The organism is Alphaproteobacteria bacterium LSUCC0684, from assembly GCA_041228335.1.
Taxonomy (GTDB): Bacteria; Pseudomonadota; Alphaproteobacteria; order Puniceispirillales; family UBA1172.
In genome coordinates, this window is the sequence record CP166130.1 from 2561878 (window position 1) to 2582724 (window position 20847).

Annotated in this window: 22 protein-coding genes; 20 read left to right on the forward strand and 2 right to left on the reverse strand. The window is 57.8% G+C overall.

Going from position 1 to position 20847, the window contains the following annotated elements; translation table 11 throughout:
* Positions 1-111: 111 nt before the first annotated feature.
* Positions 112-831: an ankyrin repeat domain-containing protein gene (locus tag AB8880_12285; protein ID XDZ65682.1), complete on the forward strand. Its 720-nt coding sequence runs from the start codon at positions 112-114 to the stop codon at positions 829-831.
* Here the strand turns inward: AB8880_12285 and AB8880_12290 are convergent.
* The gene (locus AB8880_12290; GenBank protein ID XDZ65683.1) at positions 776-1021 is read right to left on the reverse strand and encodes a hypothetical protein; all 246 of its coding nucleotides are present in this window, start codon (positions 1019-1021) and stop codon (positions 776-778) included. The two genes, AB8880_12285 and AB8880_12290, sit on opposite strands and share 56 nt — an antisense overlap.
* A 170-nt stretch (positions 1022-1191) precedes the next feature.
* Here AB8880_12290 and xth point away from each other — a divergent pair, with 170 nt between their 5' ends.
* The 13 genes from xth (at position 1192) to AB8880_12355 (ending at position 14114) form a co-directional block, all read left to right on the forward strand.
* Complete coding sequence (gene xth / locus AB8880_12295) at positions 1192-1980, forward strand: exodeoxyribonuclease III (protein XDZ67069.1); 789 nt, start codon at positions 1192-1194, stop codon at positions 1978-1980.
* A 37-nt stretch (positions 1981-2017) separates the two neighbouring features.
* Complete coding sequence (gene dapF, locus AB8880_12300; GenBank protein ID XDZ65684.1) at positions 2018-2860, forward strand: diaminopimelate epimerase; 843 nt, start codon at positions 2018-2020, stop codon at positions 2858-2860.
* Positions 2857-4182, forward strand: a complete 1326-nt coding sequence (mtaB, locus tag AB8880_12305) for a tRNA (N(6)-L-threonylcarbamoyladenosine(37)-C(2))-methylthiotransferase MtaB (protein ID XDZ65685.1) — start codon at positions 2857-2859, stop codon at positions 4180-4182. The genes dapF and mtaB overlap by 4 nt, the downstream gene beginning before the upstream one ends.
* Positions 4182-5732 carry a signal recognition particle-docking protein FtsY gene (gene ftsY / locus AB8880_12310; GenBank protein XDZ65686.1) on the forward strand — a complete coding sequence of 517 codons (1551 nt, stop codon included), beginning with the start codon at positions 4182-4184 and terminating at the stop codon, positions 5730-5732. Before mtaB ends, ftsY begins: the two co-directional genes overlap by 1 nt.
* A 160-nt stretch (positions 5733-5892) precedes the next feature.
* Entirely contained in the window at positions 5893-7404 is a 1512-nt protein-coding gene (gene ffh, locus AB8880_12315; protein ID XDZ65687.1) for a signal recognition particle protein, read from the forward strand.
* Between the two features lie 56 nt (positions 7405-7460).
* Positions 7461-8018 carry a 30S ribosomal protein S16 gene (rpsP, locus tag AB8880_12320; protein XDZ65688.1) on the forward strand — a complete coding sequence of 186 codons (558 nt, stop codon included), beginning with the start codon at positions 7461-7463 and terminating at the stop codon, positions 8016-8018.
* Positions 8019-8549: a ribosome maturation factor RimM gene (gene rimM, locus AB8880_12325; protein ID XDZ65689.1), complete on the forward strand. Its 531-nt coding sequence runs from the start codon at positions 8019-8021 to the stop codon at positions 8547-8549.
* Positions 8542-9285 (forward strand): tRNA (guanosine(37)-N1)-methyltransferase TrmD, encoded by a 744-nt coding sequence (trmD, locus tag AB8880_12330; GenBank protein XDZ65690.1) that lies wholly within the window; start codon positions 8542-8544, stop codon positions 9283-9285. The genes rimM and trmD overlap by 8 nt, the downstream gene beginning before the upstream one ends.
* Before the next feature lie 107 nt (positions 9286-9392).
* The gene (gene rplS, locus AB8880_12335) at positions 9393-9788 is read left to right on the forward strand and encodes a 50S ribosomal protein L19 (GenBank protein ID XDZ65691.1); all 396 of its coding nucleotides are present in this window, start codon (positions 9393-9395) and stop codon (positions 9786-9788) included.
* Positions 9789-9887: 99 nt separating this feature from the next.
* On the forward strand, positions 9888-11291 hold the full coding sequence (gene leuC, locus AB8880_12340) for a 3-isopropylmalate dehydratase large subunit (GenBank protein XDZ65692.1): 1404 nt from the start codon (positions 9888-9890) through the stop codon (positions 11289-11291).
* A gap of 12 nt (positions 11292-11303) precedes the next feature.
* Positions 11304-11909 (forward strand): 3-isopropylmalate dehydratase small subunit, encoded by a 606-nt coding sequence (gene leuD / locus AB8880_12345; GenBank protein XDZ65693.1) that lies wholly within the window; start codon positions 11304-11306, stop codon positions 11907-11909.
* A gap of 23 nt (positions 11910-11932) precedes the next feature.
* A complete protein-coding gene (leuB, locus tag AB8880_12350; protein XDZ65694.1) occupies positions 11933-13048 on the forward strand; it encodes a 3-isopropylmalate dehydrogenase in 1116 nt (371 codons plus the stop codon).
* Between the two features lie 40 nt (positions 13049-13088).
* Positions 13089-14114, forward strand: coding sequence for an aspartate-semialdehyde dehydrogenase (locus AB8880_12355; protein ID XDZ65695.1), 1026 nt, complete (start codon positions 13089-13091; stop codon positions 14112-14114).
* On the opposite strand, the gene AB8880_12360 is transcribed toward AB8880_12355, so the two are convergent.
* On the reverse strand, positions 14098-14931 hold the full coding sequence (locus tag AB8880_12360; protein XDZ65696.1) for a PfkB family carbohydrate kinase: 834 nt from the start codon (positions 14929-14931) through the stop codon (positions 14098-14100). The two genes, AB8880_12355 and AB8880_12360, sit on opposite strands and share 17 nt — an antisense overlap.
* 139 nt (positions 14932-15070) lie before the next feature.
* Here AB8880_12360 and sdhC point away from each other — a divergent pair, with 139 nt between their 5' ends.
* The 6 genes from sdhC to mdh all read left to right on the forward strand — a co-directional run bounded on the left by sdhC (position 15071) and on the right by mdh (position 20744).
* Positions 15071-15451 carry a succinate dehydrogenase, cytochrome b556 subunit gene (gene sdhC / locus AB8880_12365; GenBank protein ID XDZ65697.1) on the forward strand — a complete coding sequence of 127 codons (381 nt, stop codon included), beginning with the start codon at positions 15071-15073 and terminating at the stop codon, positions 15449-15451.
* A gap of 29 nt (positions 15452-15480) precedes the next feature.
* Entirely contained in the window at positions 15481-15852 is a 372-nt protein-coding gene (gene sdhD / locus AB8880_12370; protein ID XDZ65698.1) for a succinate dehydrogenase, hydrophobic membrane anchor protein, read from the forward strand.
* A 13-nt stretch (positions 15853-15865) separates the two neighbouring features.
* Positions 15866-17656 (forward strand): succinate dehydrogenase flavoprotein subunit, encoded by a 1791-nt coding sequence (sdhA, locus tag AB8880_12375; protein ID XDZ65699.1) that lies wholly within the window; start codon positions 15866-15868, stop codon positions 17654-17656.
* A 34-nt stretch (positions 17657-17690) separates the two neighbouring features.
* Positions 17691-18470 (forward strand): succinate dehydrogenase iron-sulfur subunit, encoded by a 780-nt coding sequence (locus AB8880_12380; GenBank protein ID XDZ65700.1) that lies wholly within the window; start codon positions 17691-17693, stop codon positions 18468-18470.
* Between the two features lie 45 nt (positions 18471-18515).
* A complete protein-coding gene (gene zapE / locus AB8880_12385; GenBank protein ID XDZ65701.1) occupies positions 18516-19583 on the forward strand; it encodes a cell division protein ZapE in 1068 nt (355 codons plus the stop codon).
* A 198-nt stretch (positions 19584-19781) separates the two neighbouring features.
* Positions 19782-20744, forward strand: a complete 963-nt coding sequence (mdh, locus tag AB8880_12390; protein ID XDZ65702.1) for a malate dehydrogenase — start codon at positions 19782-19784, stop codon at positions 20742-20744.
* Positions 20745-20847 lie beyond the last annotated feature (103 nt).

A 20847-nucleotide genomic window follows, 5' to 3' on the forward strand; every position in this document is an offset into this window, starting at 1 on the left:
AAGAAGGTACATCTTCTGGTGGAGATGAAACCAGACGTTGCTACGGTCAAAGAGAACCCATGCGCTGGATTGGATGATGAGGAGTGGAGGAAAAATGCTAGCGCTGAGAGCGTGAAAGCCGAATTGGCAGAGGAAGCCGACGCGAACGTCCACGCCGAGGATGGCATCACCCCGCTCCATCATGAGGCGGCATTCGGCACGTCTGAAAATATCCAAGCACTCATTAAGGCCGGGGCAGAGATAGAAGCCCGCACCCTAAGAGGCTATACCCCGCTTCATTTGGCGGCTGCAGAGGGCACACCTGAAAATATCCAAGCACTCATCAAGGCTGGAGCAGAGGTAAACGCCCGGACCAAGAATGACGGCACCTCGCTTCATCTGGCGGCGGCAGATGGCACGCCTGAGAATATCCGCGTGCTCATCAAGGCCGGGGCAGAGGTAGACGCCCGCACCGAGTATGGCGGCACCCCGCTTTATCAGGCGGCGGCAGTCGGAACGCCTGAGAATATCCGTATGCTCATCAAGGCTGGGGCGGAGATTGAGGCCTGTAGCGAGAATGGCACCACCCCGCTTCATGCGGCGGCTGGATTAGGCACACCTGAGAATGTCCGTACGCTCATCAAGGCCGGGGCGAATACCAGAGCCCGCACTGAAGGCGGGGGATTCCCGCAGATCTGGCCGAAGACAACGATAAGGTCAAAGGCACTGATGCCTATTGGCAATTGCATGAAGCGCGGTATGACTAAAGTTGAACCTATCTTTTCGGGTAGTCTTTCTACTCAACCCAGGCAGAGCTTCGCCGCCGCATATCGCCATTCATCATGCTGCTGATGGCTTCGGCAAGGTTTTTCTGAGCCTCGCGGTTTTTCTTCAGCGTTGGATCAAGCGGGATGACGATATCTCCATCTGCCCGCAGAATAGGTGACTGATAATCGGAAAAATCCGCCAGCAGCGTCTTCAGGCTGGCGATGAGTTCGTCTTCCTGATGATTATCTCTTTCCCGGGTTTCATCATTGGCCATGATATGTTTCTCCCCTTGGGTCCATCTCGTTGCATTGAATTTCTCAACTCATCAGAGGTTGACTTGCAAAATCTGTACCTGAAGAACTAAGGATATCATTACATGATGGGGCAATGCTATTCTTTGTTTCCCTGTAATGGCAGGATATTCGCAATAACAACAAATCTTGGATACACATGAAAATCATCACCTGGAACATAAATTCGGTGCGGCTGCGGCAGGGACTGGTGCTTCGGCTTCTCGAAGAAGAAACCCCCGATGTCCTCTGCCTGCAGGAGACGAAATGCCCCGATGAGGCTTTTCCCGCATCGGTTTTTGACAAGGCAGGCTATCCCCATCAGGCCATCCGCGGGGAGAAGGGATATAACGGTGTTGCCATCCTCTCACGCCGGCCTTTTCAGGGTCACCGGCATCTTGACTGGGTCGGGCGTGGCGATTGCCGGCATCAGGCGGTGACGCTCGATGGCGGCATTCATCTGCATAATTTCTACATTCCGGCAGGGGGAGACGTGCCGGATCGCGAAGCCAACCTCAAATTCGATCACAAACTCAGGTTTCTTGATGAAATGATGACCTGGTCGAAAACAGCGTCGGATACATCCTCCATACTGGTTGGTGATCTCAATATCGCCCCCCGTGAAGATGATGTCTGGTCACATAAGCAGTTGCTCAAGATCATCAGTCATACGCCGGTTGAAACCGAAGCACTGGCAGCGGTGATGGCGATGGGCGGCTGGCATGATGCCGTGCGCAAGGCCATTCCCGAAGGCAAACTCTATTCCTGGTGGTCCTACCGAGCCCGGGACTGGGATGCGGCAGACAAGGGCCGCCGCCTTGATCATATCTGGGTGACGTCGAAACTGGGTCATAGCGTCAAGGCGGCCAGGGTGTTGCGAGAGGCGCGGGGATGGGAACAGCCATCGGATCACGCGCCGGTGATCGCCGAGATCATGACCTGATCTTTTCAAATGCGTCCAGAAGGCGTATATCGGCCTGATGGAACGTTCTTTTGTCAAGATGCATGGGCTGGGCAATGATTTCGTGATCTTCGATGCACGGGAGGAGCCGCTTACCCTCAATGCCGATCAGGCGGCGATGATCGCCGACCGGCGGCTTGGAGTCGGTTGCGACCAGATTCTCATCATCCGGGGGTCAGACATCGCCGATATCGGTCTCGTCATTCTGAACAGCGACGGTTCCGAGGCCGCGGCCTGCGGCAATGGCAGCCGCTGCGTGGCCGATCTGGTGATGCGGCAGACCGGCGGGCAGAATCTGACCATGGATACAAAAGGCGGCGTCATAAGTGCCTTGCGGGAGGAAGATCTCGTCACCATCGATATGGGCCCGGCCCGGCTTGACTGGCAGGATATTCCGCTGCTCGAGCCGGGTGATACCGCTTGTGTCGATCTTGGCCTTGCGGGCCTGCCGCCGGCGGTCTGCGTGAATATGGGCAATCCCCATGCCGTTCATTTTGTTGCTGACGCCGAGCAGATCGATCTTCCGGCCATCGGCCCGAAAGCTGAACGTCACCGGCTTTTTCCGGATCGGGCCAATATCGAATTTGTGTCAGGCCTCGGCGAAAACCGGCTACGCATGCGCGTCTGGGAACGCGGGGTCGGGATCACCCGGGCCTGCGGGACGGGGGCCTGCGCGGTGGCGGTGGCGGCGGCACGCACCGGACGGACTGGCCATGAAGTGGAGGTTGTGCTTGATGGCGGAAGCCTCGGCATTATCTGGCAGGAAGACGGGCCCCTGGCCGGGCATGTCTTCATGCGCGGGCCGACGGCAGAAGTGTTCAGGGGCCATATGATACTGACCGAAAAGGGGATCGGATCATGATGAAGCCGCCCCCCCGGATAGAAACCTTCGGCTGCCGGCTCAATATCTGGGAGAGCGAGGTCATCCGCCGCCATACATCATCCGCGGGGCTTGAAAATGCGGTGGTGATCAACACCTGCGCGGTGACCGCCGAAGCCGAAAGGCAGGCACGTCAGGCGATCCGGAAAGCCCGCCGCGCTGATCCGGATGCGCGGATAATCGTGACAGGCTGCGCCGCCCAGATCCATCCGGATAGCTGGCGCGACATGCCGGAAGTCGATGCCGTTCTCGGCAATCACGAAAAACTCGAACCTGAAACCTGGCATCGTCTGGCCCGGAACAACAGCCCGGATCTGCCGTCGCTGGTCGGGGATATCATGGCGGTCCGGGAAATCGCGCCGCATCTTCTTGAAGGGTTTGAGCATCACACAAGGGCATTTCTGCAGATCCAGCAGGGATGTGATCATCGTTGCACCTTCTGCATCATCCCGTATGGCCGCGGCAACAGCCGTTCCGTGCCCATGGCCGTGATTATTGATCACGTGGCGAAGATTGCCGATTCCGGCACGGCCGAAGTGGTGCTTACAGGTGTTGATGTCACGTCCTGGGGGCAGGATCTCGATGGCAAGCCCGGGCTTGGCCAGCTGGTCAGGAATATCCTTGCCGAAGTCCCGCAACTGGAAAGGTTGCGGCTTTCCTCGATTGATCCCGCGGAAATTGACCGTGATCTGCTCGATGTGCTCGGCAATGATCCGCGGCTGATGCCGCACTTGCATCTTTCGGTCCAGCACGGCGATGATCTGATCCTGAAACGGATGAAACGTCGCCATGGCCGCAAGGATGTGCTCGCCCTTGTCGCCGAAGCAAGGCAGGCAAGGCCGGATGTCATCTTCGGGGCTGACATGATCGCGGGCTTTCCCACCGAGGATGAGGCGGCCCACAGCGCCAGTCTTGATCTGATTGAACGCGCCGGGCTCACCTGGCTTCATGTGTTTCCGTTCTCGCCTCGTGATGGTACCCCTGCCGCACGCATGCCGCAAGTTGCCGGAGATGTAATTCGGGCTCGTGCGGCGGCGCTTCGGTCGGCGGCGACGGATCGGGAACAGGCGTTTCTGTCAAGCCGCATCGGTGCGGTGGATGATGTGTTGATGGAAACAGGCGGGATCGGCCACACGCAGCAGTTTGCCAGGGTCAGGATCCTGAGTGATCACAACCCCCGGGCAAAGACAGGCCAGACGCATATCCATTGTGACCGGCCCGTCACGGATCTTGCTGTCGGCAAGGTCTATCCCGCCCTCATCACGGCGGTGGCTGACGGGGTTCTTGAAGCGGAGTTGAGGTAATGGCGATTTTCGGCTTTCTGAAAAAATTGACCGGAAAAGACAAGGCGGAGAAAGCCGCCGCAGATGAAACGCTGCCCGAAAGTGATGCCGCCGAAGAGGCCGCCGCGGCCGACGCCCCCGAGACTGCCGATGCCCCCGAGGCCGCCGATACGGATGTTGTTGAAACGCCCGCACCACGGGCAGAAGATCTGCCCCCCGCCCCAGAATCTGTCCCCGCAGAATCTCCCGCTGAAATGCCGGTCCCGGATGATCTGCCCCCCGAAGACACCACCCCCGAAGATACCGTTCCGGAAGACGCTGCTCCTGAAACGCCGGCTCCGGAAGCCGACATCTCGGAAGACACCGGGCCCGATAAGGTTGGAAAAAGCCTTCCCGAAGATGCGGAAATTGCTTCTGCCGGGGGCGAGGACACCGCCGAAGACCCTGCCCCGGAAGATGCCGTTCTTCCCGAAGATGAACCATCCGTGGAAACTCCCGCTGAAACGCCGGTCCCGGATGATCTGCCTGCCGAAGACGCTGCTCCCGAAGACACCGTTCCAGAAGACCCTGCTCCCGAAAGCGCCGCCCCCGAACCTCCGGCGCCCGATGCCGGGGATAAAGCTGACGAACCTTCACCTGAACCTGCCCGTAAAAGCTGGTTTGGCCGGCTCAAGGAAGGGCTCGGCAAATCCGCTTCCAAGATCACCGAAGGCCTTGCCGGCATCATGGGCAAGCCAAAGCTTGATGCCGCCGATCTGGACGAGATTGAAGATGCGCTGATCATGGCCGATCTCGGGGTGGCGGCGGCAGGGCGTCTCACCGAAGGCCTCAAGGGACGGTCCTATCCCGATGGCGTCAATGCCGCCACCCTGGCCGAAGCGCTGGCCGAAGAAGTTGGCGCCATTCTTGCCCCGGTGGCAAAACCCCTCGAAATTCGGGCCGAAAACAAGCCTCATGTGGTGTTGATGGTGGGCGTCAACGGTTCGGGCAAGACAACCACCGCCGGCAAACTTGCCGAATACTGGCGCTCCGAAGGCCGGAGCGTGATGCTTGCCGCCGCCGATACGTTCCGTGCCGCGGCGGTGGAACAGCTCAAGATCTGGGGGGAGCGCACCGGCACCACCGTGATCGCGGGGGAGCCGAACGCCGATGCCGCCGCGGTGGCCTATCAGGCGCATGAGGCGGCCATCCGCGAGAAAGTGGATGTGCTGATTGTCGATACCGCCGGCCGTCTTCAGGCCCGGGCGGAGCTGATGGAAGAGCTTGGCAAGATCACCCGCGTGCTGGGCAAGCAGGACGCCGCCGCCCCCCATGACAGCATCATCGTGCTTGATGGAACAGTCGGCCAGAATGCGTTGTCGCAGGTTGCCGCATTTCAGGAAGTGGCAAATCTGTCGGGCATGATCGTCACCAAACTTGACGGCAGTGCCCGGGGTGGCGTGGTGGTGGCGCTGGCCGAGGAATTCGGCCTGCCCATTCACGCGGTCGGCGTGGGCGAAGGCAAGGATGATCTGCGGCCGTTCGATGCCGCGGATTTCGGCCGGGCGCTGGCCGGGCTGGGCAACACTTGACATTTGCCGCCTTTTCGATCAAGAAAGGCGCATACCGGCACGCAAGAAGCCAGACCTTGACGGGTCCCGTCTGTCCCTGAGTTTCAGGCACAGGCGATTTTCTGCTTTGCCGGTGCGCAACGTTGATGAAGACCAAGATCAGGTAAGACCGGAAAAGGCCATGTTCGATCGGCTGAGTGACAAACTGGGATCTGTCCTGGACAAGATCAGGGGCCGCGGCGCCCTCACCGAAGCGGATGTTGATACAGCGCTTCGGGAGGTGAGGCTCGCCCTTCTTGATGCCGATGTCGCCCTGCCGGTGGTGAAATCCTTCATCGCCCGGGTGCGGGAGCAGGCGGTTGGCCAGGACGTGCTCAAATCGATCAAGCCGGGCCAGATGGTCATCAAGATCGTGCATGATGCGCTGGTCGAAACACTTGGCCCCGGCGACGCTGAACTGAATATCAGCAAACGCCCGCCGGCGGTGATCCTGATGGTCGGCCTTCAGGGAAGCGGCAAGACAACCACCACCGGCAAACTGGCGCGGCAGCTCAAGACCCGGCAGAAGAAATCCGTCATGCTGGCCTCCCTCGACGTCACCCGTCCGGCAGCGCGGGAACAATTGCGCCTGCTCGGCACCGAAGCCGGGGTTGACGTCTTGCCGGAACAGGATGGCGATACACCGCTCAGCATCACCAAACGTGCGCTCAATGCCGCGCGGCTGAAATCTTCCGATGTGCTGATCCTTGATACCGCGGGGCGGACAACAATCGACGAAGCCCTGATGGCTGAAGTCCGTGAAGTGGCGACCCAGGCTGAACCGGCCGAAGTGCTGCTTGTCGCCGATGCCATGACCGGCCAGGATGCCGTCACCACGGCGGCGGCGTTCAAGGAAGCGGTGGGGATCACCGGCATTGTGCTGACCCGTGCCGATGGCGATGCCCGCGGCGGCGCGGCGCTGTCGATGCGGCAGGTCACCGATTGCCCGATCAAGTTTCTGGGTGTGGGTGAAAAACAGGACGCGCTTGAGGAATTCAACCCCGAACGCATGGCCGGCCGGATCCTCGGCATGGGCGATGTCGTCGGGCTGGTGGAAAAAGCAGCCGAAACCATTGAGGCCGAAGATGCCGAACGCATGGCAAAGCGCATGGCATCCGGCCAGTTCGACATGAACGATTTTCTCTCCCAGCTTCGCCAGCTGAGGAAAATGGGCGGCATGGGCGGGCTCATGGGAATGCTCCCCGGGATCGGCAAACTCAAGAAACAGATCGAAGCCGCCGGCATCGATGATAAACATTTCAACCGCCAGGAAGCGATCATCCTGTCGATGACCAGGCGCGAGCGGGTGCAGGTCGCGCTCCTCAACGCATCGCGGCGCAAGCGGATTGCCGAAGGATCGGGAACCTCGGTTCAGGATGTGAATAAACTCGTCAAGCAGTATCAGGATATGGCCAGGATGATGAAACGCCTTGGCAAGATGGGCGGCGGTGATCCGGCTGCGCTTGCCTCGATGCTGGGCGGCGGCGACACCCCCTCGGCTGGAATGCCGGGGATGGGCTCTGGCATGGGCTCAGGCATGGGCGGGTTGCCCGGTCTTGGCGGTAAAGGTTTCCCCGGCGGATTACCAGGTGGATTGCCAGGCGGGTTTCCCGGCCTCGGCATGCCGAAGGGTGGAAAGAAAAGAAAACGGTAGAGCATCCCGCTCTGCCCATGGCAAAGAGAGTTCTCAGTTCAAGGAAAGGATAGAACATGGCACTTAAAATCAGACTGGCCCGTGGTGGCGCCAAAAAGCGTCCCTATTACCGCATTGTTGTTGCCGAAGCATCGGCACCGCGGGATGGCCGTTTTGTCGAACGCGTAGGATCCTATAACCCGATGGTCCCGAAGGATCATCCGGAACGGCTAAACCTTGATTCCGAACGGGCAATGTACTGGATCTCCAAAGGGGCAAAGCCGACCGAACGGGTGCAGAAGATGATGGCCCAGCTTGGGCTCATCGAGGCGCCGGCCCTGCGCGATCAGCCGAAGAAATCCGCACCGGGCAAGAAGCGCCAGGAACGTGAGGCCGAGGCCGCCGCCGCCGCCGCCGCTGCTGCTGAAGCCGCCGCCGAAGCCGCCGCTGCCGCCACTGAAGCTGAAGAAGCTCCCGCCGCGGAAGCCCCAGCCGAAGAAGCTGCTGCAGAAGAAGCTGCTGCAGAAGCTCCGGCTGAAGAAACCCCTGCTGAGGAAGCCCCCGCCGCAGAAGCTCCAGCCGAGGAAGCCCCGGCTGAAGACGCCGCTGCTGACGAGGACACGGCACAGAGCTAAATGGTAGCGCGGAAGGTCTGTCTTGGTGCGATTGCCTCACCCCATGGGGTGAGGGGCATGGTCCGGATCAAGCCCTTCACCGAAGAGGCGGAGAATATCGGGGCGTATGGGCCGGTCAGTCTGGCCGATGGGCGCCGGTTTTCCCTCTCGGTGCGGAGCGTGGCCAAGGGGATGGTGCTGGCCTCGCTGGAGGGCATTTCCAGCCGGGACGACGCCGAAGGGTTGAAGGGCGAGCTGATCTATGTTGATCAGGACGCCTTGCCCGACCCTCTCGCCGAAGAGATCTATCACGCCGATCTCATCGGCCGGATGCTTGTCGATCCATCGCTCGGGGTCATCGGCCGTATCACCGGGGTTTATGATTTCGGGGCCGGATCCATGCTTGAGGTTCAGAGAGACAAGGGCAGGCCCGTGATAATTCCATTTCCCGAAACGAACCCAATTTCACCCGGAATGGATGATGCCGGAGACGAAATCGTAACGCTCAAGGTTGATCCGGTCTGGCTGGAAGATGGAGCCGGAAATGGCTGAAGGGGGTAGGAAAGGGTCAGATACGGCGTGCTGGCAGGTTCGCATCTGCACGCTTTTCCCGGAGATGTTTCCGGGCCCGCTCGGCCAGTCGCTTGCGGGCAAGGCGCTTCGGAACGGGATCTGGTCGCTTGAACTGATCGATATACGGGATCATGGCATTGGCCGGCATCGGATGGTCGATGATACGCCCTTTGGTGGCGGGCCGGGGATGGTGATGCGGCCGGATGTGATGGATGCCGCGCTCAATACCGCGATGGAGGGGTTCGGCAAAGACACGCCGAGGATTTACTTCTCGCCCCGCGGCCGAAAGCTTGATCAGGCGATGGCCGAGGAGCTTGCCGCCGAGCCCCGGGTGATCATGATTGCCGGCCGCTATGAGGGCCTTGACCAGCGGGTGATCGATCATGCCGGGCTTGCCGAGGTCAGCATCGGGGATTATGTGCTCTCAGGCGGTGAACTGCCGGCTCTTGTTGCGATCGATGCGGTGGTGCGGCTCCTCCCAGGTGTCATGGGTAACGCCAACGCCCATGCCGAAGACAGTTTTTCCACCGGGCTTCTGGAACATCCGCTCTACACCCAGCCCCGGGAATGGCAGGGGATGGAGGTGCCATCGGTACTGACAGGCGGCAACCATCAGGCGATTGCCGACTGGCGGCTTGAAGAGGCCATTGCCGTGACCCGGGCGCGCCGCCCGGATCTGTGGCAGGCGTGGCAGAACAAGGAAAGCAAGAAATAAGTGCCATGCCATCCCTTTGGGGGTGACAGACGGCATGGACAGTGATATATGGGCGTTCACCGCATTAAAAGGTAGCGCATCGAACCTTGGAATAAGGAGACAGGGCCATGAACATTTTGGATCGTATTGGCCAGAAGGAAATGGAAAAAGTTGTTGCCGAACGTGAGATTCCGGATTTCGCTCCGGGTGATACGCTTCGGGTTGACGTGAAGGTTGTTGAAGGCACGCGTGAACGCATCCAGGCCTTTGAGGGCGTATGCATCGGCCGCAAGGCTGCGGGCGTCAATTCCTCTTTTACGGTGCGCAAGATTTCCTATGGTGAAGGTGTTGAGAGGATCTTTCCGCTCTACTCCCCTCGTGTTGCCGGCATCACCGTGATGCGCCGAGGCAAGGTTCGCCGTGCCAAACTCTACTATCTGCGTGGCCGGACAGGTAAAGCTGCCCGTATCGCGGAAAAGACACGTGAGCGCACCACCAAGACCAGCACCGAAGCCAGCGCTTGACGAAAACCCCCGTCATCGCCATTGGACACGGAACTCAGGTGTCGTGACGATGGCGGGATCTCTTCTGCCCGTGATGGGCGGATCTTGAGGAGGGGGCCAATGTCCGAACCACGTACACTTTTTGATAAAATCTGGGATGCCCATCTCGTTCACAAGGATGAAGACGGCTCCAGCCTGATCTATATTGATCGGCACCTTGTTCATGAAGTCACCAGCCCCCAGGCTTTTGAAGGGCTTCGCCAGGCTGGCCGCAAGGTCGCCTGCCCTGAGCGCACCCTTGCGGTCGCTGACCACAATGTCCCGACGTCAAGCCGGTCCGAGGGCATTGCCGACGTCGAATCCCGGATACAGGTCGAAGCTCTTGAAAAGAATGCCGCCGATTTCGGGGTGCCGTATTTCGGCATGGATGATATCCGGCAGGGAATAGTCCATGTTATCGGGCCGGAGCAGGGCTTCACCCAGCCTGGCATGACCATTGTCTGCGGCGATTCCCATACCGCAACCCATGGTGCCTTTGGTGCGCTGGCTTTCGGCATCGGAACATCCGAAGTCGAGCATGTGCTCGCCACCCAGACCCTGATCCAGCAACCGGCCAGAAATATGCGGATTACCGTGGATGGCCTGCCGGGCCCGGGGGTTACCGCCAAGGATATCATCCTTGCCATCATCGGGAAAATCGGCACTGCCGGCGGCACCGGCCACGTCATCGAATATGCCGGTGAAGCTATCCGCAATCTGAGCATGGAAGGCCGGATGACGGTCTGCAACATGTCGATCGAGGCTGGTGCCCGGGCTGGCATGATCGCCCCGGATGAGGTGACGTTCGAATATATCAAGGGCAAGCCGATGGCGCCCCAGGGCGAGATGTGGGACAGGGCGGTTGCCTGGTGGAAGACACTGCCTTCGGATGAGGGCGCAACCTACGATAAGGAAGTGGTGATCAAGGCCGCAGATATTGCGCCTACCGTTACCTGGGGAACAAGCCCGGAAGATACGGCGCCGATCACCGGCCATGTACCTGATCCCGCCAAGGTGTCGAATCCGGCCCAGAAGGCAAAGATCGAGCGTGCTCTTGACTATATGGGGCTGACCCCGGGGATGGCGATCACGGATATTGCCATCGACACCGTCTTCATCGGCTCCTGCACCAACAGCCGGATCGAGGATCTGCGCGCCGCCGCCCAGATTGCCGAAGGCCGCAAGGTTGCCGAAGGTGTTCGGGCGATGATCGTGCCAGGTTCCGGCCTCGTCAAGAAACAGGCTGAAGATGAAGGTCTTGATGCGATCTTCCGTGCCGCAGGCTTTGACTGGCGTGAAGCCGGATGTTCGATGTGTCTTGCCATGAATGCCGACCGGCTTTCCGAAGGCGAGCGCTGCGCATCGACGTCGAACCGGAATTTCGAAGGCCGTCAGGGCCGTGGCGGACGCACGCATCTGGTAAGCCCGGAAATGGCAGTTGCCGCAGCCGTCACCGGCAAGCTTGCCGATGTCCGGTCACTCTAGGGAGAACAGATCATGCAGAAATTTGACAACCACAAGGGTATTGCCGCCCCGCTCGATATCATCAATATCGACACCGACATGATCATCCCGAAGCAGTTTCTGAAAACGATCAAGCGGACCGGGCTCGGCGCCAATCTTTTTGATGAGATGAGGTTTGCTCCCGATGGGTCCGAAAAACCTGAATTTGTCCTCAACAAGGAGCCGTGGCGTCATGCCAGCATTCTTGTTGCCGGGGATAATTTCGGTTGCGGGTCAAGCCGTGAGCACGCCCCCTGGGCGCTCCTCGATTACGGTATCCGGGCGGTGATCTCCACCAGTTTTGCCGATATCTTCTATAATAACTGCTTCAAGAACGGCATTCTGCCGATCGTCGTTTCCGCCGAAGAACGTGATGCGCTCATGGCGGATGCCCGGGATCCGGAAAATCCGGAACTTGAAGTTGATCTCGTCGGGCAGGTCATTCACCGCCCCAATGGTGCGTCGGTATCTTTTGAAATAGATCCTTTCCGCAAGCAGTGCCTGCTTGACGGCCTTGATGATATCGGGCTGACCATGGAGAAGGATTCCAAGATTACCGCTTTCGCGACGGACCGTCAGCAGAGCCATCCCTGGCTTTGATTTCTGGGACAAGGATTACTGAAATGGCATTGAACAAGAAACTCATGGTTATGGCCGGTGACGGCATCGGCCCTGAAGTCATGGCAGCAACACTCAAGGTCGCGGACTGGATGGCCAAGCACCGGTCCCTGAATTTTGATATTTCCGAAGGCTTGGTAGGTGGTGCGGCCTATGATGCCCATGGCACCCCTCTTTCCGATGAAACCCTGGCGGATGCCATGGCCGCGGATGCGACTCTTTTTGGTGCGGTGGGTGGCCCGCAATATGATGATCTTCCTTTTGAGTTGAAGCCTGAGCGCGGACTTCTGCAGCTTCGCAAGGAAATGGATCTCTTTGCCAATCTGCGTCCGGCCATGGTGTTTCCGCCGCTGGTCTCGGCGTCGACCCTGAAACCTGAAGTGGTGTCCGGGCTGAATATCATGATCCTCCGGGAATTGACCGGCGGGGTCTATTTTGCCGAACCGCGTGGCCGCCGCACCCGCGAAGACGGCATGGTCGAGGCGTATGATACCAATCTTTACACCCCGCCTGAAATTGAGCGTATCGGCCGGGTCGCTTTTGATCTGGCCCGCAAGCGGGATTCCCGGGTGACCAGTGTTGAGAAAGCCAACGTGATGCATTCCGGGGTTCTCTGGCGTGAAGTGATGACCGCCCTGCACAAGGCGGAAGGCGAAGGCGTCCGGCTTGATCACATGTATGCCGATAACTGCGCGATGCAGCTTGTCCGCAACCCCAAACAGTTTGATGTCATTGTCACGGATAATCTTTTCGGTGATCTGCTCTCGGATTGTGCGGCGATGCTCACGGGATCGCTCGGGATGCTGCCTTCGGCGTCTCTCGGGGCACCTGATCCGGTAACCGGCAAGCGCTATGCCCTTTATGAGCCGGTTCATGGCTCGGCCCCTGATATCGCGGGCAAGGGTCTTGCCAATCCCTTGGCGCAGGTTCTCAGTTTCTCGATGCTGCTGCGCTATTCCTTTGATCAGGGTGCTGAAGCAGATCTGCTTGAGGCAGCGGTCGACAAGGCGTTGAGCGGCGAGGCCCGGACCGGGGATATCATGGCCGAAGGATGCACCCAGACAGGGACAGATGGCATGATCAACGCCGTACTTGACGGGTTGGACCAGCTGGCGCGGTAAATTTGACCCTTTACAAGGGATATATCGAAAGGACATGGCCATGGGCTATAATATTGCGGTTGCCGGAGCCACGGGCGCGGTCGGGCGCGAAATGCTCCAGACATTGGCGGAACGGAATTTCCCGGCTGATTCTGTCCATGCCCTGGCCTCACGCGGGTCGGTGGGCAAGATGATTTCCTATGGTGAAGATAGGGATATCACCGTTGAAGCATTGGAGAGTTTTGACTTCTCAAAGGTTGATATCGTGCTGTTTTCCGCCGGTGGCAGCGTGGCCAAGGAATACGCCCCCAAAGCCGGTGCCGCCGGAGCGGTGGTGATCGACAATTCGTCGGCTTTCCGTATGGATGATGACGTCCCGCTCATCGTTCCCGAAGTCAATGGCGATGTGCTGGATGCCTTTCTTGCTGATAAGAACCGCCGCAACATCATCGCCAACCCGAACTGCTCGACCGCCCAGATGGTGGTGGCCTTGAAGCCGCTGCACGAAGCCTATGGGATTCGCCGGGTGGTGGTATCAACCTACCAGGCGGTTTCCGGTGCTGGCCGTGCGGCGATGGATGAGCTCTTCAACCAGACACGTGGCGTCTTCGTGAATGAGCCGGTTCCGCCGGAGCAGTTCACCAAGGAGATCGCTTTTAACGCCATCCCGCATATCGATGTTTTCCTTGATGATGGTTTCACCAAGGAAGAGTGGAAAATGTCGGCTGAAACCAGGAAGATTCTTGATCCTGCCATCAATGTGGTGGCCCATTGTGTGCGGATTCCCGTCTTCATCGGACATAGCGAGGCGGTCTTCATTGAATGCGAGAAACCGCTTGATGAAGACGCCGCCCGCGATCTTCTTCGCAAGGCCGAAGGCGTGATCGTGATCGATCACCGAGTTGATGAAGGCTATGTAACGCCAAAGGAAAGCGCGGGGGAGGATGCGGTCTATATCTCAAGGCTACGGCGTGATCCAACCGTTGAAAACGGCCTCGTCTTCTGGTGTGTATCCGATAACCTGCGCAAAGGTGCGGCGCTCAATTCGGTTCAGATTGCCGAAGAACTCGTCAAGCGTGGTCTCTGATACGGCTGGCCGTCTGGCGGACGGCATCGAGCGATATATTGTTCAGATTTTCATTATCGCTGTGCCGTAGCACGTCATCTGCAAGCTGGCTTGCAGAGGTGGCAGCGTCTTTCCAGCTGGCACCGTTCAGCCAATGGACCATCAGCAGGGCAGCAAAGAGATCGCCAGCACCGGAATACCCGCCACGGTTACGAACAAGAGCAGGTTTTTCAAATACCGTCATGCCAGATCGGTCGATCCACGCATCAGCGATGCCTGATGGCAGCGCAATACCGGTCACGGCAACACCTTCGATATTGGGATGTGTTGCGATGATACCGAAAGCGGCCTTTTCGGCGGCCTCCGGGCCGGTGATAGAAGAAGAAGTCAGGTAGCCAAGCTCAAAGGCGTTAGGGGTCAGGATGCTGGCCTCGGGCAGCAGGCACTCAAGCACGCCGTCTGCCACCGCCTTGTCGACATAGATCCGGCCATGATCACCGATGGCAGGATCAAGAAGCACCGGACCGTTACTTTCCTGCCGGTAGCGGGCAAGGGCATCTTTGATGGGGGTAACCTGCCCGGCCCGGCCAATATAGCCGATCATGATCGCGGCGAAATCTGCCCAGATGCCAAGCTTGGAAAGACCACCGAGAAGATCGGCAAATTCGGTATCAGGCAGCGAGCCCCCGGCGCGAAATCCATGCCCGGGATGGGCTGTCAGTTGGACGGTATCAATCCGGCAGAGATGATGTCGTGATCCGGCCATCACCAGTTCTGCCATGGTATTTCCCACCGCCCCGTAAGTGACCGCGGACTGAATTGAAAGAAGCGCCGACATGAAAGTCTTTCTGCGTTTTTTGAAAACGTCGTTCCGGATAATCTCTCCAAGGCCCAAACGCGACAATTTAGTCTTCTGCTAACATTGACTAAGGGCATATGATAGATGATATATATCTTGTAGAGGAAAGGTTGACAACATGGTGCAGGAACGCCCGCTTTCACCACATTTGATGATTTACCGTCGGCAACTAACGTCGATGATGTCAATCAGCCATCGTCTTTCCGGTGCGACGCTGGCAGCGGGCAGTCTCATGCTTGTCTGGTGGGTGGCGGCGCTGGCCAGCGGGCCTGAATATTACAGCATGGTTCAGGCCATCATGATGAGCATTCCGGCACGCATGGTGCTCTTCGGTTTTACCGCGGCGATATTCTATCATCTCAGCAACGGAATTCGTCATCTTTTCTGGGATTTCGGCATTGGACTGACCATCGAAGGCGTCTACCGGAGCGGATATGTGGTCATGGCCTCAACCCTGGTGCTGACGCTGGGGCTTTGGGCCCTGGTCCTGTTTGGATAGGGGAGAGAGTTTTGGCGGCAAGTTCATCCATGCGATCAGCACTCGGCAAGGCCCGAAGCCTGGGTTCGGCGCGCACCGGTGTCAGCCACTGGTGGTCGCAGCGGCTCACGGCCATCGGAATGATACCGCTGGTGCTCTATCTGATTGCCGGTCTCGTTCTGCATGCCGGCGCTGAATACGATGCCGCCCGGGCCTGGATCTCAACACCGTTCAATGCGACAGCGGCCCTGCTCTTCTTTGGTGTTGGCTTTTATCATGCCAGTCTCGGGGTTCAGGTTATTATCGAAGACTATATTTCGAATGAGCGGCGGCGCCTTCTGGCGCTGGTCGCTTCCAAGATGATGTTGACCGGGCTTGCAGCGCTGTCACTTTTCAGTGTTCTTTCAGTAGCTTTTGCCTGAGAAAGGGTATTTCATGGCTGCGTATGAGATTACCGATCATTATTATGATGTGGTGGTAGTTGGTGCTGGTGGCGCCGGGTTGCGCGCAACCCTCGGCATGGCTACGGCCGGGTTGAAGACGGCCTGTATCACCAAGGTTTTCCCCACCCGAAGCCACACGGTGGCAGCCCAGGGCGGTATTGGCGCTGCTCTCAACAATATGGGTGAAGGCGACAACTGGCGCTTTCACATGTACGATACGGTCAAGGGCTCGGACTGGCTCGGCGATCAGGACGCAATCGAATACATGTGCCGGAATGCCATTCCTTCGGTGATTGAACTTGAACATTATGGTGTGCCGTTTTCACGCACCGATGAAGGCAAGGTCTATCAACGTCCTTTTGGTGGCCATACGCTCGATTATGGAAAATCAATGGCCCGGCGTGCCTGCGCGGCGGCAGACCGGACCGGTCATGCCATTCTGCACACGCTTTATCAGCAATGCATCAAACACCGTGCGGAATTCTTTGTCGAATACTTTGCCCTTGATCTGCTGATGGATGAAGAAAGTGTGTGTCGCGGGGTCATCGCACTTTGTCTTGAGGATGGAACCATACACCGCTTCCACGGACAGCGGACGGTGCTGGCCACCGGCGGTTATGGCCGTGTCTATTTCTCCTGTACCTCAGCCCATACCTGTACCGGTGACGGTAATGCCATGGCGCTCAGGGCAGGCTTGCCGCTTCAGGATATGGAATTTGTTCAGTTTCATCCGACCGGGGTATATGGCGCCGGTGTGCTGATCACCGAAGGTGCCCGTGGTGAAGGGGGATATCTGACCAATTCCGAAGGTGAGCGGTTCATGGAACGTTACGCGCCGACGGCAAAGGATCTGGCGTCGCGTGATGTTGTCAGCCGCGCCATGACGATGGAAATCAACGAAGGGCGCGGGGTTGGCCCGAACAAGGACCATATTCTTCTGCATCTTGAGCATATTGATGCAAGTACCCTGGCCGAACGCCTGCCGGGTATTACCGAAACAGCACGGATTTTCTGTGGCGTTGATGTAACGCGGGAACCGATCCCGGTTCTGCCTACGGTGCATTACAATATGGGTGGAATTCCCACCAATTATCATGGTGAGGTGCTCTCACCAACCGAAGACGATCCGAACCGTGTTGCTCCGGGGCTTATGGCAATTGGTGAGGCGGCTTGCGTCTCGGTGCATGGAGCCAACCGTCTTGGCACCAATTCACTTCTTGATATTGTTGTCTTCGGCCGCGCGGCGGCGTATCGCGCCGGGGCAACGGTGGAGCCTGGATCACCTCATGCGCCAATTCCAGAGGTGGCAACCGATAAGGCCCTTGATCGACTTGACCGGATGCGCCACGCTCGGGGCAGTGCCTCAACCAGTGTGATCAGGGACGCCATGCAGCAGGTCATGCAGCGTCATGCCGCGGTCTTCCGCTCCAGCCAGTCGCTGACTGAAGGTGTTGAGAAAATGGATCAGGTGGCAAGCCGGATGGCCGATATCAGCATCAATGATACGACCATGATCTGGAATACGGATCTGATTGAAGCACTGGAACTTGATAACCTCATGTCTCAGGCGCTGGTGACCATGAGGTCAGCCGAACAGCGTCACGAATCCCGCGGGGCTCACGCCCATGAAGATTACCCGGAACGTGATGACAAGGAATGGATGAAACATACGGTCATGTGGATGGATGATAAAAACAACTCATCCCTTGGGTATCGTCCGGTGCAGATGAACACACTGACCAATGATGTGGAACCGGTGCCACCGGTTGCCCGGGTATATTAATTGATCAAGATGGACCTATAGCAAGGACTGAGAAATGGCTGAATTTACTCTGCCGAAGAATTCCAAAGTCAAAAAAGGGAAAATCCATCCCCAGCCTAAAGGCGCAACCCGGACCAAGACGTTCAATATCTATCGCTGGTCACCTGAAGATGACGCCAATCCCCGCATGGACAGCTACACGATTGATCTCGATGACTGTGGGCCGATGGTGCTTGACGCGCTGATCAAGATCAAGGGGGAGACGGATTCCACCCTGACATTCCGCCGGTCCTGCCGCGAAGGCATCTGCGGGTCTTGCTCGATGAATATCGATGGCACCAATACGCTGGCCTGCCTGAAGGCTATCGATGATGTCAAGGATGACGTGAATATCTATCCCCTGCCGCATATGCCGGTGGTCAAGGATCTTGTACCTGATCTGAGCCGGGCCTACGCCCAGCTGGCATCAGTGGAGCCATGGATGAAGGCAGATACCCCGGCCCCTGAAGGTGCAGAACGCCGCCAGAGCCCGGAAGAGCGGGAAAAGCTGGATGGATTGTGGGAATGTGTCTTGTGTTTCAGTTGTTCGACGGCCTGCCCGAGCTACTGGTGGAATGGCGACCGCTACCTTGGCCCCGCCGTACTGCTTCAGGCCTATAGGTGGATTGCCGACAGCCGGGATGAACATACAGGCGACCGTCTTGATGCGCTCGAAGATCCGTTCCGGCTCTATCGATGCCATACCATTATGAACTGCACCAAGACCTGCCCCAAGGGGCTTAATCCGGGCAAGGCAATTGCTGAGATCAAGAAACTTCAGCTTGAACGCCAGTAGAGGTCGGGCTTCGGCTTGTATCTCACCGTCAAGGTGGGGGCAGATATGTTGCTGACCGCCGAATACGACCGCCGAATCAACGAAGGCCGTCTTAAGGATGATCCTGCCCAGCGGGCTGTCCTGCCACATCTGGATGAATTGGCCGCGGCACTGGTTTCACCTGCCCGGGAGATAAACAGATTCCTTCCTTTTCGCCGCGTCTTACCACCAAAAGGACTTTATCTCTGGGGTGGTGTCGGGCGCGGTAAATCCATGCTGATGGATATGTTTGCTGCGGCCATCAATGGCAAGGTGCGCGCGCGCCGGTTTCATTTTCATGACTTCATGGTGTCGGTGCATGATCGTATTCACGCGCCAGAACTAAGCAGATCAGCTGATCCGGCCCGGGAGGTTGCGCGCAGCATTGCCGATGGGGCAAAGGTGATCTGTTTTGATGAAATGGAAATCCGCGATATTGCCGATGCCATGATTGTCGCCCGTGTCATCGAAGGCTTCATGGATGGGGGCGGGGTGCTGGTAACAACATCAAACCGGCATCCCGACTGTCTCTATGAAGGCGGACTTCATCGCGAAAGATTCCTGCCATTCATTGAACTCATCAAGGCAAGGATGACCGTTCATGAACTGGCAAGCCAGGTAGACTGGCGGCAACAGATCCGGAAAGGCATGGCGGGCTGGTACACGCCCCTTGGTCAAGATAGCGATATTGCCATGGAGAAGGCATTTGACCAGCTCCGCGGCGGTGTGCCAGAAATGCCCCAGACCATCGAAGTCGCCGGAAGAAAGATCGAGGTGCCGCGTGCTGCCGGATCGGTTGCCATGATGGGGTTTGATCACCTCTGCTCGCAACCTCTTGCGGCTCGTGACTATTTGGTGCTTGCTGACCGGTTTTCCGGTCTGCTGATCACGGGTATACCGGTGCTGGATGATATGCTTCGCAACGAAGCTCGCCGCTTTATGTGGCTGGTGGATGCATTTTATGACCGTGGCCGCTTTCTTGTCTGCTCGGCGGCGGCTGGTATAGACAAGCTTTATCAAGGCGATGCCTGGAAAAAGGAATTTCCGCGCACGCAATCCCGCCTTGTGGAAATGACCGTGGTTCCACCGAGGTAAAACAGGGAAAAGGCAACGGTTTCTCTTGCAGTCGGAAGCCTGATCGGCTATGCAAAATCCACTTGGGGATAAAGTCTTTAATCCATGGATTAGGCAAGGTGTTGAAGGCTGGCAGACCAGTTCTGCAACTGATGTTTATTCCTCAAGACTGCGCTGTTACGGCGCTTCAGATTTTACAAGCTGGATGAGGATGACATCATGGCACGCAACAAGATCGCACTTATTGGCGCCGGAAATATTGGCGGTACACTCGCCCTTCTCGCAGGGCTCAAGGAGATGGGCGATATTGTCCTTTTTGATATTCAGGAAGGCATTCCCCAGGGCAAGGCCCTTGATATCGCCCAGGCATCGCCGGTGGAAAGATTTAACGCCGCCTCCCGCGGCGCTAATGACTACAGCGAGATAGCAGGTGCTGACGTGGTGATTGTGACCGCCGGGGTTGCCCGCAAGCCGGGGATGAGTCGTGATGACCTTGTCGGAATCAACACCAAGGTCATGCAGCAGGTTGGCGCCGGAATCAGGGATCACTGCCCCGATGCCTTTGTCATCTGCATCACCAACCCGCTTGATGCGATGGTTGGCGTGCTTCAAGAGGCATCTGGGCTCCCGAAATCCAAGGTCGTGGGCATGGCAGGGGTTCTGGACAGTGCCCGTTTCCGGTATTTCCTTGCCGAAGAATTCAAAGTTTCCGTTGAAGATGTGACAGCCTTTGTTCTCGGTGGACATGGCGATACCATGGTCCCGCTGGTGCGATATTCGACGGTTGCGGGCATTCCAGTGCCAGACCTGATTGATATGGGCTGGAGCAGCCAGCAGAAGATAGATGAAATAGTTCAGCGTACACGTGACGGCGGCGCCGAGATCGTTGGACTGCTGAAAACAGGCTCTGCTTTCTATGCGCCGGCATCATCCGCAATAGAAATGGCCGAAGCATATCTCAAGGACAAGAAACGTGTTCTGCCTTGCGCTGCATATGTCGATGGAGCTTATGGGCTTGACGGGCTTTATGTCGGTGTGCCGGTTGTTATCGGTGCGGGCGGTGTTGAAAAGGTGATCGAAATCAAGCTCAACGACGATGAGCAGGCCATGTTCGATCATTCGGTCAATGCCGTCAAAACACTGGCAGAAGTGGTGGCCAAGGTTAGCGATTCAAACTCCTAACTTCACTCTTATGCGGGTGAAATTGGTCGGAGTGCATGGTGTCCGGGTTTAAATATCTAGTTTAGAGTGCGAAGACACTTGTCGGAACACATCAAGTCTTTCT